Source organism: Bradyrhizobium sp. BR2003, from assembly GCF_009720285.1.
Taxonomy (GTDB): Bacteria; Pseudomonadota; Alphaproteobacteria; order Rhizobiales; family Xanthobacteraceae; genus Bradyrhizobium; species Bradyrhizobium elkanii.
In genome coordinates this window covers 189,807-205,758 of record NZ_SMYJ01000011.1, presented here as the reverse complement: position 1 = coordinate 205,758, position 15,952 = coordinate 189,807, and the positions used below count along the sequence as shown (strand labels likewise).

The window sequence follows — 15,952 nt, the reverse complement described above, 5'->3', positions numbered from 1 at the left end:
CGCGGTGGGCGGCCGACGCAATCCTGATGACGCCGAGCAGGCCAAGTGCGCGAGCCAATCTTGCGAGCCCGGAGCGTGCCTGGCTGATACGGCTCATTGCTCGACCGCTGGAAGGTCGGACTCGGCCGTCAATGTGCGAGACGGTGCCAAGGTTGAGTCTCGGCCTTGCGGCGAAGGTGAGCGGAGCCATGGGATAGCTGCCAGCGACCGTGGCCACGCCCATATCCGTAATTCGCATAAGGTATATTATGGAATATTTATATCTACAATTAGATCAGATATTTAGTGGGAAATCTTCGCGCCGGTCCGCAAGTTGGCGTGTGTGCTGATGTGCCCAAGCCGGTCATCCAGCCGGTGCCGATGCCGCAGCGATCCACGCGCGCGCATCTCGTCTGAAAGCCGATATTGCCGCCGCGTACGGACGCTGCAATAAGCCCCAGCTGTGCAGAGATCGCTGGTGACCCCGCGGCATCAGGTCCGTATAGGATGGCATCTCAGAACAACAACAAGCCTCTCGAGGGAGCAACACCAATGAGCTTTTCACGACGCACGCTGCTGAAGGTCTCCGCCGCTTCCGCCGTCCTGGGCGGAATTGGCGCGCCGTACGTCGCGCGCGCCCAGTCGGCCGAATTCTCCTACAAGTTCGCCAACAACCTGCCGGAGTCGCATCCATTGGTGGCGCGCGCCCGGGAGATGTCCGCGGCGATCAGGACCGAGACCAACGGCCGGTTCGACCTGCAGGTGTTCCCGAACAACCAGCTTGGTTCCGATACCGACGTGCTGAGCCAGGTGCGCTCCGGCGGCGTCGAGTTCTTCACGCTGTCCGGCCTGATCCTGGCGACCCTGGTGCCGGCGGCCTCGATCAACGGCATCGGCTTCGCATTCCCGGACTATCCCACGGTCTGGAAGGCCATGGACGGCGAGCTCGGCGGCTATGTCCGCGGCGAGATCAAGAAGGCCGGTCTCGAGGTGATGGACAACATCTGGGACAACGGGTTCCGCCAGACCACATCGTCGACCAAGCCGATCACAGGTCCGGACGATCTCAAGGGCTTCAAGATCCGCGTGCCGGTGTCGCCGCTGTGGACCTCAATGTTCAAGGCGTTCGACGCCTCGCCCGCCTCGATCAATTTCAGCGAGGTCTATTCTGCGCTGCAGACCAAGATCGTCGAAGGCCAGGAGAACCCGCTGGCGCTGATCTCGACCGCGAAGCTCTACGAGGTGCAGAAGTACTGCTCGCTGACCAACCACATGTGGGACGGCTTCTGGTTCCTGATGAACCGCAGAGCCTGGGCGGCGCTGCCGGATGATATCAAGACCATCGTCGCCAAGAACGTCAACGCGGCGGCGGTCAAGGAGCGCGAGGACACCGAGAAGCTGAATGCCACCGTGAAGCAGGAGCTCACGGGCAAGGGCCTCGTGTTCAACCAGCCCGAGGTCGGGCCGTTCCGCGACAAGCTGCGCGCTGCCGGCTTCTACGCCGAGTGGAAGGGCAAATACGGCGACAAGGCCTGGGAGCTGCTCGAGAAGTCCGTCGGCAAACTGTCCTGATCGATCAAGCGGGAGGCTCGCCATGGCTCATGTCGAGATGACGCCGGCCGTGGCCGGCGAGGCGGCGTCGCAGCCCCCTCGCCGCCGCTCCGTTCTCGGTCCCGTCGAGGCGGCGCTCGGGATGCTGGTGGAAATCCCGGCGGCGATCCTTGTCGTCGCCGAGGTCGTGATCCTGTTCGCCGGCGTGGTGTCGCGCTACGTGCTCCACGCGCCGCTGATCTGGTCCGACGAACTGGCGTCGATCCTGTTCCTCTGGCTCGCGATGCTGGGCTCGGCGGTTGCATTCCGCCGCGGCGAGCACATGCGGATGACGGCGCTGGTCGCAAGCGCCGGACCGCGGCTCTGGGCCTATCTCGACGTCGTCGCGACCTGTGCCGCGCTGGCGTTCCTGATCCTGATCCTGCACCCGGCCTATGAATACGCCTATGAGGAAAGCTTCATCACGACGCCGGCGCTGCAGATCTCCAACACCTGGCGTGCGGCGGCGCTGCCGGTCGGCGCCTGCCTGATGGCGCTGTTCGCACTGCTGCGGCTGGCTCGCGTCGGCGATTTCAAGACCTTCCTGCTGGCCGCGCTCACCGTGGCCGCCTTGATCGGGCTGTTCTGGCTGGCGCAGCCGATGCTGCGGCCGCTCGGCAACCTCAACCTGATCATCTTCTTCGTCGGCGTGGTCGGCTTCTGCGTGTTCGCCGGCGTGCCGATCGGCTTTGCCTTCGGCATGGCGATCTTCGGCTACCTGGCGCTGACGACCCGAACTCCGCTGATGGTGCTGGTCGGCCGGATGGACGAGGGCATGAGCCATCTGATCCTGCTGTCGGTGCCGCTGTTCGTCTTCCTCGGCCTCCTGATCGAGATGACCGGCATGGCGCGGGCCATGGTCGCGTTCCTGGCGAGCCTGCTCGGCCATGTCCGCGGCGGCCTGCATTACGTGCTGGTCGGCGCCATGTATCTGGTTTCCGGCATCTCCGGATCGAAGGCCGCAGACATGGCCGCGGTCGCGCCCGTGCTGTTCCCGGAAATGAAGCAGCGCGGCGCCAAGCCGGGCGATCTGGTTGCCCTGCTCGCCGCCACCGGCGCGCAGACCGAGACCATTCCGCCGAGCCTCGTGCTGATCACGATCGGCTCGGTGACCGGCGTCTCGATCTCGGCGCTGTTCACCGGCGGCCTGCTGCCGGGCGTGGTGCTGGCGATCACGCTGTCGGGGTTGGTGTGGTGGCGCTACCGCGGCGAAGACCGCAGCCACGTCCAGCGCGCCACCGGCAGCGAGATCGGCAAGGCGTTCGTTTTCGCCCTGCCCGCATTGGCCCTGCCCTTCGTGATCCGCTACGCCGTGGTCGAAGGTATCGCCACCGCAACCGAAGTCTCGACCATCGGCATCGTCTACGCCTTCGTCATCGGCCTGTTGATCTACCGCAAGTTCAACTGGCGGCGGCTGTTGCCGATGCTGATCGATACGGCGTGCCTGTCGGGGGCGATCCTGTTCATCATCGGCACCGCGACCGGCATGGCCTGGGGTCTGACCCAGTCCGGCTTCTCGCGGGCGCTGGCGGCGGCGATGACCGGGCTGCCCGGCGGGTCGGCGACCTTCATCGCGGTCTCGATCCTGGCCTTCGTGATCCTCGGCAGCGTGCTCGAGGGCATCCCGGCGATCGTGCTGTTCGGGCCGCTGCTGTTTCCGATCGCGCACCAGGTCGGCGTCCACGAGGTGCACTACGCCATGATTATCATCCTGGCGATGGGCATCGGGCTGTTCGCGCCGCCGTTCGGGGTCGGCTATTATGCCGCCTGCGCCATCGGGCGCGTCGATCCGGCCGAGGGTATCCGGCCGATCTGGGGGTACATGCTGGCGCTGTTGATCGGCCTGATCATCGTCGCCATCTTCCCCTGGATATCGATCGGTTTCCTGTAAAGCACCTTGCGGATGGGATAGAGCCATGAGTGCAGCTCAAAACCAGTACTCGATCGGGTTGGACAAGACGCCGGCCAACTACGTGCCGCTCTCGCCGCTGAGCTTCCTGGCGCGCTCGGCCGCCGTCTATCCGGACCATATCAGCGCGGTCTATGAGGGCCGCAGCTTCACCTGGAAAGAGACCTACGAACGCTGCAGGCGCTTTGCGTCCTATCTCGCGGGCCATGGCATCGGCCATGGCGACACAGTCGCGGCGATGCTGCCGAACATCCCGGCGATGAACGAATTGCACTTCGCGGTGCCGATGACCGGCGCGGTGCTCAACGCGCTCAACATCCGCCTCGACGCGGCGTCGATCGCGTTCCAGCTCGAGCATGGCGGCGCCAGGATCATTCTGGTCGATCCCGAATTCTCCGGCGTGATCGCGGAAGCCTTGACCCTGATGAAAGGCGCAAAGCCGTTCGTGATCGACGTCGATGACGACGCCTTCGGCGGCGGCAAGCGGATCGGCGAGATCGAGTATGAGGCGGCGGTCGCGGCCGGCGATCCCGGCTTTGTGGAGCGGCCGCCGGCCGACGAATGGGATGCGATCGCGCTGAGCTACACGTCGGGCACGACGGGCAATCCCAAGGGCGTCGTGACCCATCACCGCGGCGCCTATCTCAACGCGGTCAGCAACATCCTCGCCGGCAATCTCGGCCAGCATCCGGTCTATCTCTGGACGCTGCCGATGTTTCATTGCAACGGCTGGTGCTTCCCCTGGACCATCGCGGCGACCGCCGGCGTCAATGTCTGCCTGCGCAAGGTCGACCCGGCCAAGATCTTCGAACTGATCCCCCGGCACGGCGTCACTCACATGTGCGGTGCGCCGATCGTCTACAACACGCTGATCAACGCGCCCGATGCGCCAAAGGGCGGCCAGGCAAAGCCCGTCGTCGGCCTGATCGCGGGCGCGGCGCCGCCGGTTGCGGTGCTCGAGGGTGGCGAGCGCATCGGCATCAAGCTGACCCATGTCTATGGGCTGACCGAGGTCTACGGTCCCGCCTCGGTCTGCGCCGAGCAGCCGGGCTGGGACGAACTGTCGGCCGATGCGCGCGCGCAGCTGAAGCGGCGTCAGGGCGTCTCCTATCCGCTGCAGGAAGGCGTCACGGTGCTCGATCCCGAGACCATGCGCGAGGTGCCGCGCGACGGCGAGACCATCGGCGAGGTCATGTTCCGCGGCAACATCGTGATGAAGGGCTATCTGAAGAACGAGAAGGCGACGCAGGAAGCCTTCGCCGGCGGCTGGTTTCACACCGGCGATCTCGGCGTGCTCGACGAGCACGGTTACGTCATCATCAAGGACCGCTCCAAGGACATCATCATCTCCGGCGGCGAGAACGTCTCCTCCGTCGAGGTCGAGGACATCCTCTACAAGCACCCGGCGGTGCTGTTCGCGGCCGTCGTGGCAAAGCCCGACCCGAAATGGGGCGAAGTGCCCTGCGCCTTCATCGAGCTGAAGGACGGCGCCAAGGCGACCGAGGCCGAGATCATCGCCTATTGCCGCGAGCACATGTCGGGGTTCAAGACGCCGAAATCCGTGGTGTTCGGGGTGATCCCGAAGACCTCGACCGGCAAGATCCAGAAATTCCTGCTGCGTAACGAGGTCGGATCGGCCAAGGCGATCTCGGCCTGAGTGGTCAGCCTGCCCGGTCGAGCGTCAGCCGCATGCCGTCATGGGCCGGGATGACGCCGGCCGGCAGGCTCTGCCGCAGCACCTCGTAGTCGAGGTCGGAATGCATGTTGGTGATGACCGCGCGCTTCGGCTTGAAGCGCTCGATCCATGACAGCGCGTCCGCAACGCTGAAATGGCTGGGATGCTGCGCGTAGCGCAAGCCGTCGACGATCCAGAGATCGAGACCTTCGAGCGCCGGCCAGCTCTCCTGGGGGATGTCGTGCAGATCGGGCGTGTAGGCGGCGCCGCCAATGCGGTAGCCGAGCGCCGGGATTTTGCCATGCTGCACCAGGAAGGCCTCGAGCTTCAGTGGGCCGCCCTTCCCCTGGACCGTATGGCTCTCGCCGGCCTCGATCGAATGCCGGGTCAGGATCGGCGGATAGTCGCTGCCTTCCGGCGCGATGAAGCAATAGGAGAACCGCGCCATCATGTCCTTGGCGGTCGACTGGTTGAAGTAGACCGGGATGCGGCGGCGCTGATGGAGCACGACCGAGCGCAAATCGTCGATGCCGTGGGTCTGGTCGGCATGCTCATGCGTCAGGAATACCGCGTCGATGTGCTCGACATTGCTGTCGATCAGCTGCTCACGCAGATCGGGCGAGGTGTCGATCACGACCCGCGTGGTGCCGTGCTCCATGGTGCGCTCGGCCATGATCGAGCAGCGGCGGCGGCGGTTCTTGGGATTGCCGGGATCGCAGGCGCCCCAGCCGAGTGCCGGGCGCGGCACGCCGGCGGACGAGCCGCAGCCCAGAATGGTCAGTGTCAGCGTCATGCAGCAACCTTCGGCGCCGGCACCTTGGAGAACAGCCGGAAGAAGTTTTCGGTGGTCTGCCGCGAGATCTCCTCCAGGGAGACGCCGCGGGTTTCCGCGAGCACTTTGGCGACCTCGACGACATAGGACGGCTCGTTGCGCTTGCCGCGGAATTTGCCGGGCGCAAGATACGGCGCGTCGGTCTCGACCATGATGCGGTCGGCCGGCAGCTCGGCTGCCAGCGCACGCAGCGCGTCCGACTTCTTGAAGGTCAGAATGCCCGTGAACGAGATCGACAGCCCAAGCGCGATCGCCTGCATCGCGAGCTCGCGGCCGCCGGTGTAGCAGTGCAGGACGGCCTTGAACGAGCCCTTCGCGACCTCGTCCTCCAGGATGCGACCGCAATCCTCGTCGGCCTCCCTGGTATGGATGACGAGCGGCAGGCCGGTTTCGCGGGCCGCCGCGATGTGCGCGCGAAAGCCGCGCTCCTGCGCCTCGCGCGACCCATGCTCGTAGAAATAGTCGAGCCCCGCCTCGCCGAGCGCCACGACCTTCGGATGCCTGGTCAGCTCGATCAGTTCGCTGGCCGGGATGCCATCCTCTTCATCGGCATGATGCGGATGGGTGCCGACCGAGCAGTAGACGTCGGGGAAGCGCTCGGTGATCGCAAGCAGCCCGCCGAGCCGCCTCACCCGGGTCGAGATCGTGACCATGCGGCCGATGCCGGCCGCTTCGGCGCGGCCGACGATCCCGTCGAGATCGTCGGCAAAGTCGGGAAAATCCAGATGGCAGTGACTGTCGACCAGCATGAATTTCGAACCACTCACTCGGTCTTCGGTTCCACATAGCGCGGGAAGACGCCGACAGGCGCCGGCAAAACCGTACCCGGTTTGATCCGTTCGGCGACCGTCGCGAAGCTGCGCGCATCCGCGGGGATGCCGAGGCTATCGAGCATCTTGCCACAGGACTCCGGCATCACGGCCTGCGCCATGATCGCGATCTGGCGCACGACCTCGGCGGTGACATACAGCACCGTCTTCTGGCGCGCGGGATCAGTCTTCGCCAGCGCCCACGGCGCCTCGCCGGCAAAATAACGGTTGGCCTCGGCGACCACGGCCCAGACCGTGTTGAGCCATTGATGGATCTGCTGCGTCGCCATCGCGGTGCGCGACGTCTCCAGCATGGCGTCGGCCTGCGCCAGGATCGCCTTGTCGTTGTCACTGAATTCGCCGGGCTCCGGCAGCACGCCGCCGAGCTGCTTGGCGATCATCGACAGCGAGCGCTGCGCCAGATTGCCGAAATCATTGGCGAGGTCGGCATTGATGCGCGCGACGATGGCCTCGTGGTTGTAGTTGCCGTCCTGGCCGAACGGCACCTCGCGCAGGAAGAAATAGCGCATCTGGTCGACGCCGTACTGCTCGGCGAGATTGAAGGGGTCGACCACGTTGCCGACCGACTTCGACATCTTCTCGCCCCTGTTGAACAGGAAGCCGTGCGCATAGACCCTCTTCTGCACGGGAATGCCCGCCGACATCAGGAAGGCCGGCCAGTACACGGCGTGGAAGCGGATGATGTCCTTGCCGATGATGTGGACGTCGGCGGGCCAGTAGCGCCAATGCTTGTCGTTCTCATCGGGATAGCCGACGCCAGTGATGTAGTTGGTCAGCGCGTCGACCCAGACATACATCACGTGCTCGGGATCCTCCGGGACCTTGACGCCCCAGTCGAACGTCGTGCGCGAGATCGAGAGGTCCTTGAGCCCGCCGCGCACGAAGCTCATCACCTCGTTGCGGCGCGAGTCCGGGCCGATGAAATCGGGCTGACTCTCGTAGAGGTGCAACAGCTTGTCCTGGTAGGCCGACAGCTTGAAGAAATAGCTCTTCTCCTCGACCCACTCGACCGGCGTGCCCTGTGGACCGCGGCGGACATTGTCCTCGCCGACGACGGTCTCCTCCTCGGCGTAATAGGCCTCGTCGCGCACCGAATACCAGCCGGCATAGGTGTCGATATAGATGTCGCCATTGTCCTGCATACGGCGCCAGATCGCCTGCACCGACTCGTGATGCGCAGACTCGGAGGTGCGGATGAAGCGGTCGAACGAGACGTTGAGGCGCTCGTCCATCTCCTTGAAGCGCGCCGCGTTGCGGGTCGCGAGATCGAACGGCGTCATGCCCTCGTTCTGCGCGGTCTGGATCATCTTCAGGCCGTGCTCGTCGGTGCCGGTCAGGAAGAACACATCCTTGCCGTCGAGCCGCTGGAAGCGCGCCAGCGCATCGGTGGCGATCGCCTCATAGGCGTGGCCGATATGCGGCTGACCGTTCGGATAAGCGATCGCGGTCGTGATGTAGAACATGTTGCCGCGATCCGCGGCGGGCACCGCGACGGACGCGGCCGCAGGAGCCGTCGCTGCGGGTTTGGGCTGCTTCGGCGCGCGAGCCTTTGCCGGTGTCGGCGCCTTCTTGGCAATGGAAGCCGTCGGCAGAGCGGGCTTCTTTGCCGCCGGTGCGACGGCTGCTGCGGCTGCTTTCTTCGGCGGCGCCTTGGTGGCCTTCGCTGCGGCCTTCCTGGCCGTCTTCTTCGCAGCCTTCTTGACGGCCTTTTTCACGACCTTCTTCGCCGCCGATTTGCTGGCGCCCTTGGCTCCCGTTTTGGCCTTGGCGGACTTCTTCGCTTTCTTGGTGACGCGCCCAGCCCTCTTGGCCGCGCGCGATTTCGCCGTGGCTTTGCCGGTCGCGCGAGCGGGCGATGCCTTCTTCGTCTTCTTGGCTTTTTTCGACGATTTCTTCTTAGCGGTCGCCACCACGAAATCCTTTGCAGATCGAAACGAGATTGTCGGGAGTTTAGTCAGACAGATTTGTTTTCAGGCAGATGCGATTTCAGCCAGATTGTTTGCAGACTCGGCATCTATCGGGTCGCGTCCGCGAGCATCGAAAACACCGAGAAAACCAGCGGCTTGCGCTCCAGATTGTAGGCTTCGGTATCGCGCGCGGCGCGAACGATCTTTTCCCATACCTCCGCCAGCCGTGCAAGGCGCGGCAGATTGGCATTGACATCGCCCGTGCGCATGCGCTCGCTCATCCAGCGATCGACGCCGTCGATGAAGGCGGCGAGCGCGACACGGTCGCTGGTGCCGAGCGCTTCGCCCAGCGCATGCAGTTCGCGCGGATCGACGCTCGGAAGCGTCGCGAGCAGCGCGGCCGTGCGTTGCTGCAGTTTGAGCGCATCGCCGCCGAGCAGCGACAGCGCCCGCCCGACGCTGCCTTCGGATGCTGCGGCGGCCTCCAGTAGCGCCGGATCGTCGGCGTCGATATCGGTTGCGGCCGCGGCCGCGCGCACCACATCGTCCGTCTCCAGCGGCCGCAGCAGCAATTTGCGACAGCGTGACAGAATGGTCGGCAGCACCCGCGACGGTGCGTGGCTGACCAGAAGGAACAGCGATTGCTGCGGCGGCTCCTCGAGGATTTTCAGCAGCGCGTTCGCGGCGTTCGGATTGAGTTCGTCGACGGTATCGACGATGCAGACGCGCCAGCCGTCGACCGCAGCGGTTGAGCCGAAGAACGAGATGGTCTCGCGCGTCTCGTCGACCGTGATGACGGTCCGCATCACGCCGCGATCGTTGAGGCCGCGCTCGAGCACCAGCAGCCCGCCATGGGCGCCCGCCGTGATCTGGCGTGCCACGGGATCGGATGGGTCGACCCGCAGTGTCGGTGCGGCCTGAACCTGAGACGATTTCGGATTGCGGAACGCCAGCACGAACCGCGCCATGCGGTAGGCCAGCGTCGCCTTGCCGATGCCCTGCGAGCCGCCGATCAGCCAGGCGTGCGGAATTCGCCCGCTGCGATAGGCATCGAGCAAGGCGGTCTCCGCCTCGCGATGCCCGAACAAATCCGGCGTCTCGCGCGGATGGCGAGCGGGGCTCTCCTGTTCGACCTTGCGCGCGCTCATGCGGGATTGTCCGCCGTGAGCGTTGCGCGCAGATGTTCGCGCAGCGCGGCCCATATCCTGGCCGTGACCGTATCCGGATCGGCCGTGGCGTCGATCAGGACGCAGCGCTCCGGATCTTCGGCCGCGATCCGGCGGTACGCATCACGCAAATCCTGATGGAACTTGATGCCTTCGGCTTCGAAGCGATCGGCGGTGGCATTGCCGCGTCGCGCAGCGGCGCGTTGCAGTCCGACCTCGACCGGCACATCGAGGATGAAGGTCAGATCGGGCTTGAGATCGCCGATGGTCACGCGCTGCAAGGCATTGACGAGTTCGGGCGACACCTGCCCGAGCTGGCCCTGATAGGCCCGCGTGGAATCGAAGAAGCGGTCGCACAGCACCCAGATGCCCTGATTGAGCGCCGGCAGGATCACGGTGCGGACATGGTCGTCGCGGGCGGCGGCAAACAGCAGCGTCTCGGCCTCCGGCCCGAGCAGCTTGCCCATCCCCGACAGCACGACGTGACGGATGATCTCCGCCCCTGGCGAGCCGCCGGGCTCGCGGGTTACGATCGCACGCAGCTTGGCGGTATCGAGCCGTTCGGCAAGCTTGCGGATCTGGGTCGATTTTCCCGACCCCTCGCCGCCCTCAAAGGTGATGAAGCGACCGCGCAAGCTCGGCCGTTGGACTGCTGCTTCCGCCATGTCAGAGCTTCTCGACCCCTGCGCGGAACATGCCGATGACCAGCTCCTGGGCGCCGTCGAGCGCGCGACGCATCGTCGATCCGGTGCCGACGGCGTCCGCTGCGAAGACCGGAGCCTCCATCGCGACATTGGCGCCGCGCCACACCCGCACCACCCCGATCTTCTGGCCGGCGGTGATCGGCGCCTTGACCGGGCCGCTATAGATGACGCGCGCCAGCAGCTTGTCATTGCCGTTCTTCGACACCATCACCTTGATCGGATCAGGGCTGACGAGCTTGACCGAGCGGCTCTCGCCGCCGAACACCCGCGCATAGCCGACCGGCTGGTTGGCCGCGATCAGGGTCTTGGTCTCGAAGCTGCGGAACCCCCATTCCAGCATCTTCTTGGCTTCGGTCGCGCGGTCTTCGGAATCCTCGAGGCCATTGACCACGACGATCAGCCGCGTGTCGTTCTGCACGGCCGAGCCGACCATGCCGTAGCCGCCTTCCTTGGTGTAGCCGGTCTTCAGGCCGTCGGCACCGGGCAAGGCGTTCAGCAGCGGATTGCGGTTCTGCTGGCGGATCTTGTTCCAGGTGAATTCCTTCTCGCCGAACAGCTTGTACCTGTCCGGGTAGGTCAGGATGATGTGGCGCGCCAGCGTTGCGAGTTCGCGCACCGTCATCTTGTTGGCCGGGTCGGGCAGCCCGTTGGAATTGCCGAAGGTCGACTTGGTCATGCCGAGTTCGCGGGCGCGCTTGGTCATGAAGTCGGTCGCGAAGGTATGCTCATTGCCGGCAATGCCTTCGGCGAGCGCAATGCAGGCGTCGTTGCCGCTCGGGATGATCGCGCCATGCAGGAGATCGTCGACCGAGACCTTGCTGTTGATCGCCGCGAACATCGTCGAGGTGCCGGACGGCGCCCCGCCCCGCCGCCAGGCGTTCTCGCTGATCCGGTACTCGTCCGTGAGCTTGATGTCGCCCTTCTTGATGGCGTCGAACACCACCTCGGCGGTCATCAGCTTCATCATGCTGGAGGGTGCGCGCAACTCGTCGGCGTTCTTCTCGAACAGCACGCTGCCGCTGCTGGCCTCGATCAGGATCGCGGTCGGCGCATCGCCGTCGAACCCGCCCTCTTCCTTCTTGGCGCCCTGGACACTGTTGTTGGCGGCATAGACCATTCCGCCGCAACCGATCGCCAGCGCGACCGCGGCCGCGGCCAAGCCGCGCCAGCAGCGCCCGGCGCGAGCTGACAACGTGCGGGGAACTGCGGTTGGGGCTGCCATCGGCGATGTCCTGAAAGACTGCGTTCTAACAGCTGGAAGTATCGCAAACAACTGAGGTTTTTGCGCTTGTGCACGGCAAGCTGGATTGCCGCCTGCGTTGAACGTCCGTATCCTTGGAACCAGCTAACGTCAGCAGAACCGGCAAACAAGGCGGAAACGCGAATGTCATCCTCCCGCACCATTTCCGCCAACGGCATCGACATGTTCGTGCGCGAGGCCGGGCAAGGCCCGCTGGTCGTGCTCTGTCATGGCTGGCCGGAACTGTCCTATTCATGGCGGCACCAGATCGCGGCGCTGGCCGCGGCGGGCTTTCGGGTCGTCGCGCCCGACATGCGCGGGTTCGGCCGCACCGGCGCGCCGGCCGAGGTCGGCGCCTATACGATCTTCGATACGGTCGGAGACATGGTGGCGCTGGTCGCCGCGCTCGGCGAGACACGCGCGATGATCGTCGGCCATGACTGGGGCGCGCCGGTGGCCTGGCACGCGGCCCTGTTCCGTCCCGACATCTTCACGAAAGTCGCCGGCCTCAGCGTGCCGCCGCCGTTCCGCGGCCGTGGTCGCCCGCTCGAGACCCTGCGCGACAGCGGCATCACCAATTTCTATTGGCAGTACTTCCAGCCATCAGGCGTGGCCGAGGCCGAGTTCGAGCGCGACATCGCTCACACCATGCGGCTGGTACTCGGGCGCGGCGTCTCCGATCCAAGCTCGATGTTCGTCGACGAGGGCAAGGGCTTCCTCGGCAAGCTGCCGGCCGGAATGCCGTTGCCGGCCTGGCTGACCGAGGCCGACATTGCCGAGTTCGCCGAAGGCTATCGGCACTCCGGCTTCCGCGGCGGCCTCAACTGGTACCGCAATCTCGACCGCAATTGGGAGCTGACCGCGCCCTGGCAGGACGCGCAGATCCATCAGCCGTCGCTGTTCATCGCCGGCTCGAATGATTCGGTGATCACCGGGCTGATTGGCGCCAAGCGGGTCGCGGACATGGAGCGCGTGCTGCCGGACCTCAGGCAGAAGCTGATCATCGACGGGGCCGGCCACTGGATCCAGCAGGAGTGCCCCGACGAGGTCAACAAGGCGCTGATCGCGTTTCTGAAGTGATCAGGCCAACAGCCTGATCTGTAAGCAGACGGCTCAGTAAAGCCCGCGCCCGCTCAGGACTTCGGCCGGTCCCCGCGCGTCGATCGGGACATAGGCGGCCGCCGGGCTCGGGCTCGCGGCATAGCGCGCGTCACCCTCATAGGAGACTTCGCGCGGGTTGTTCGTGGCGCGGCGGTGCGAGCGGCTCGAGGCCGACATTTCGGAAGTGGCACTCACCGAGGCGTAATCGGCCTGGGTGTTGCCGAGGCTGTAGGGCCGTCCCTCCGGCAACGGAACGTCGCCACGGATCCGGCCCGAGGAGGACGACATCTCAGGCACGAACGGCCGTGCGGAGGCGACGCGGACCATCGACGGGGACGGCGCTGGAGTACCGGTGCGCAAGGTCGCCATCAGCTGGCGGTCGTCGGACCCTTCGAGCGGCGCCCGGCCGACATATTCGACGCGGACGCGGGCCACGCCATTGCCTTTGAATTCAAGTAGTTCTGCGGCTTTGTTAGAGACGTCTATGAGCCGGTTGCCGTGGTACGGGCCGCGGTCATTGACCCGGACGACGAGCGATCTGCCATTACTCAGATTGGTGACGCGGGCGTAGCTTGGCATCGGCAAGGTCGGATGGGCGGCCGTGAGCGAGCCCATGTCGAACACTTCGCCATTGGCGGTCAGGCGGCCATGGAAATCGTCGCCGTACCAGGACGCCATGCCTTCGGCGCGGTAGTTCTCGTTCTCCTCCGGCACATAGGTGCGGCCGGCGACAACATAAGGCTTGCCGATGCGATAGGTACCGCCGCCTTTCGGCACGGGATCACCCAGCGCCACCACGCGCGGGCTCGACGACACCCCGTATTTGGGGTCGACCCGGCTGGCGAACTTGTTCGAGGAGGCACAATTGGCGAGGACGAGGCACGTCGCCACCGCAACGGCGCCGCGCGCCGTCCGGATCATCGAATCTGGCCGTCTAGTCCCCATCTGCCCCAAGTACCATTCTGCCGGACCTGCGCCTACTCCGAGGCGTCGAAGTCCTTTCGGTCGCTGTGCGGCCCACCTCCGCACCAGAGCGTGACGATATCGCAACCGGAACACGGCGAAAATGGGGAGAGCCGGCGGGCGGTGGCGTCTTGGTGAATGGTCTGTTGCGCCTCCTCCGTCGTTCTACTGACCTTCGCCCCCGCCAAACGCCCTCGCCTGTCCCGCTATCAGACACACTGTTGCAGCAAATCATCAGTCGCGGGGCATCTTGGATTCCAACAATTGAATCTTTTTGACTGTGCAAGGCTGCAATCGTTTTCTCGTCCGCGTGGGGCGCAAAGGAAGTTTGCGATGATCGAGACGGTTACAGCGGTGATGGGCTTGGTGAGTGCGGCGATCTTCTTGGCGCACGCCGTGGAAGGCTATCGGTACCGGGCCTGACAGTCCGCTGGAGACGGAAAGACGCGTCACCTCTTTCCAAGAGTGAATGTTCGGAAAGCTTTAATCAATTCGGATGAGCATCGATTGAAGGCAGGTGTATCATGCGTAATCACGATTTGGTCTCCGACGGGTTTCTGACCCTGACCGCGGCAAGCCTTGTGCTGCTGTGCTCGAGCCTGCTGGCGTTCGCTTTCGGCTGAACGCTTTTGAGGCACGCGCAGGGTCGCCCCCTTGATGCGGCCCATCAACTCTCAAGTGAAGAAGTGGCCGGCCGTACCTGCGGCATGAACAAGTGAAAGGCCGACTGCATCCAATGGATGGGTACCTGTGATGTGGCTGCCGTCGAATACCAGTTCGGTCGTTGCTCCCGATCCGCTCTCAGTCAGAAAAACCGCTGAGCCATTCTTCATATCGGCAATATCGAGAACGGGGTCGTAGTTGCCCGGTAGCAAGTTACTTGAAACAAACTTGAAGTTGTCGAAGTAGAGCAGGTCGATCTCGCCCGACGAAGACTGCGTCACGATGTCGGCATGCCCGTCTCCATTGACATCCGCAACCCCGACGACATTCCAGAACGCCAGGCTCGTTAGCGCACTCGTGATGAGCTTGCCCGCACCACTGAAACCCAGGAAATCAATCTGTCCGCTCGACGACTGAGTGACGAATTCGGCGTTCGCGGCTCCACTGAACTGACCGGCGCCTTTGACGTCCCAATAGCTCCCCGTCATCAGCAGAGAGCTCGATAGTTGACCTGCACTGAAGTTAAGCAAGTCAATTTGGCCATTGGACTGGGTAATGACGGCAGGATTTCCATTCGACGCAAAATCTACGTTGCCGACGACCTTCCAGAATGCTTGCTGCGTCAGGGATGAACCCGCGAGATGGCCGGACGAGTTGTATTGCAGAAAATCCAGACGTCCATCGGCGAGCTGTGCGGCAGTCGAAACGGCGATGCCGGGAAGCACGCCGTAAAGGGCTCGCACGCCGTCGATGTCCGATTGAGTGAGATCTGCGACTGCGGGATTGATGACCGCATTCATGACCGCCGGACTGATATTGTAGTGGCCTAGTCCGAGGCTATGTCCGATCTCGTGCAGCGCCACGACGTAGAAAGACACTCCGCCGTTGCTGACAAGCTCACCATTGGCGAGATGCCAGCCCTCATCCATGTCGAACGCGATATCAGCTGCAATCTCCGAACCGCCCGCATAGGAACTCTGTTCCTCGCCGACGGTGTTGTTCGGGCCGTCGATGTGGCTCAGGCCAAGGCGTATTTGATTCCCGGCGGCGTCGGAGACTTCATGAAAGTCGATATTGGCCGCGGATTCCCACCGGTCGAATGCCTCCCTGATCTCGGTCTGGAACATCCCGGTGAGGAAGCTGTCGAACTGAATGAATTGGCCAGTGAAGTTAGCCGCGGCGAAGCTCCAATCAATCTCGCCGGAAGCGGTTCCAAGTGCGCTGGGGCCCCACTTGAAGCCCTCGAGGACGTAGTCAGCCATCAAACAATGCCCTTGGCTCGATGATGCCCTGTGGCCGGACAGGAACTCCCAGTCGTTGCGAGACGTTCCAAGTTCCAATCTGCACAATCTATAATTTTACCAGCGATTGTCGATTCTGGCCACGTTGCCCT

At 64.3% G+C, this 15,952-nt stretch carries 12 protein-coding genes; 4 read left to right on the top strand and 8 right to left on the bottom strand.

Annotated elements, in window-relative coordinates; genetic code table 11:
• The first annotated feature begins 531 nt into the window (after positions 1–531).
• The 3 genes from E2I15_RS07250 to E2I15_RS07240 are packed head-to-tail and all read left to right on the top strand — an operon-like array spanning position 532 to position 5,135.
• On the top strand, positions 532–1,551 hold the full coding sequence (locus E2I15_RS07250) for a TRAP transporter substrate-binding protein (protein ID WP_137481854.1): 1,020 nt from the start codon (positions 532–534) through the stop codon (positions 1,549–1,551).
• Positions 1,552–1,573: 22 nt separating this feature from the next.
• Complete coding sequence (locus E2I15_RS07245) at positions 1,574–3,460, top strand: TRAP transporter large permease (RefSeq protein WP_137481852.1); 1,887 nt, start codon at positions 1,574–1,576, stop codon at positions 3,458–3,460.
• Positions 3,461–3,485: 25 nt separating this feature from the next.
• Positions 3,486–5,135 carry an acyl-CoA synthetase gene (locus E2I15_RS07240; protein ID WP_137481850.1) on the top strand — a complete coding sequence of 550 codons (1,650 nt, stop codon included), beginning with the start codon at positions 3,486–3,488 and terminating at the stop codon, positions 5,133–5,135.
• A 4-nt stretch (positions 5,136–5,139) separates the two neighbouring features.
• Here E2I15_RS07240 and E2I15_RS07235 read toward each other — a convergent pair whose 3' ends face one another.
• From E2I15_RS07235 to E2I15_RS07210, 6 genes are all read right to left on the bottom strand, one after another.
• Positions 5,140–5,946 carry an MBL fold metallo-hydrolase gene (locus E2I15_RS07235; protein WP_137481848.1) on the bottom strand — a complete coding sequence of 269 codons (807 nt, stop codon included), beginning with the start codon at positions 5,944–5,946 and terminating at the stop codon, positions 5,140–5,142.
• Positions 5,943–6,734 (bottom strand): TatD family hydrolase, encoded by a 792-nt coding sequence (locus E2I15_RS07230; RefSeq protein WP_137482069.1) that lies wholly within the window; start codon positions 6,732–6,734, stop codon positions 5,943–5,945. Before E2I15_RS07230 ends, E2I15_RS07235 begins: the two co-directional genes overlap by 4 nt.
• 14 nt (positions 6,735–6,748) lie before the next feature.
• The gene (gene metG / locus E2I15_RS07225; protein WP_137481846.1) at positions 6,749–8,725 is read right to left on the bottom strand and encodes a methionine--tRNA ligase; all 1,977 of its coding nucleotides are present in this window, start codon (positions 8,723–8,725) and stop codon (positions 6,749–6,751) included.
• A 104-nt stretch (positions 8,726–8,829) separates the two neighbouring features.
• The gene (locus E2I15_RS07220; protein WP_137481844.1) at positions 8,830–9,870 is read right to left on the bottom strand and encodes a DNA polymerase III subunit delta'; all 1,041 of its coding nucleotides are present in this window, start codon (positions 9,868–9,870) and stop codon (positions 8,830–8,832) included.
• Positions 9,867–10,553, bottom strand: coding sequence for a dTMP kinase (gene tmk / locus E2I15_RS07215; RefSeq protein WP_137481842.1), 687 nt, complete (start codon positions 10,551–10,553; stop codon positions 9,867–9,869). The genes E2I15_RS07220 and tmk overlap by 4 nt, the downstream gene beginning before the upstream one ends.
• 1 nt (position 10,554) lies before the next feature.
• Positions 10,555–11,814, bottom strand: a complete 1,260-nt coding sequence (locus E2I15_RS07210) for a D-alanyl-D-alanine carboxypeptidase family protein (RefSeq protein WP_137481840.1) — start codon at positions 11,812–11,814, stop codon at positions 10,555–10,557.
• A 162-nt stretch (positions 11,815–11,976) separates the two neighbouring features.
• Here E2I15_RS07210 and E2I15_RS07205 point away from each other — a divergent pair, with 162 nt between their 5' ends.
• The gene (locus tag E2I15_RS07205) at positions 11,977–12,912 is read left to right on the top strand and encodes an alpha/beta fold hydrolase (RefSeq protein WP_137481838.1); all 936 of its coding nucleotides are present in this window, start codon (positions 11,977–11,979) and stop codon (positions 12,910–12,912) included.
• A gap of 33 nt (positions 12,913–12,945) precedes the next feature.
• On the opposite strand, the gene E2I15_RS07200 is transcribed toward E2I15_RS07205, so the two are convergent.
• Together E2I15_RS07200 and E2I15_RS07195 are read right to left on the bottom strand one after the other, a co-directional pair.
• Positions 12,946–13,854, bottom strand: a complete 909-nt coding sequence (locus E2I15_RS07200; protein WP_246668258.1) for a septal ring lytic transglycosylase RlpA family protein — start codon at positions 13,852–13,854, stop codon at positions 12,946–12,948.
• Between the two features lie 716 nt (positions 13,855–14,570).
• Positions 14,571–15,821: a matrixin family metalloprotease gene (locus tag E2I15_RS07195; protein WP_137481834.1), complete on the bottom strand. Its 1,251-nt coding sequence runs from the start codon at positions 15,819–15,821 to the stop codon at positions 14,571–14,573.
• Positions 15,822–15,952: the final 131 nt, after the last annotated feature.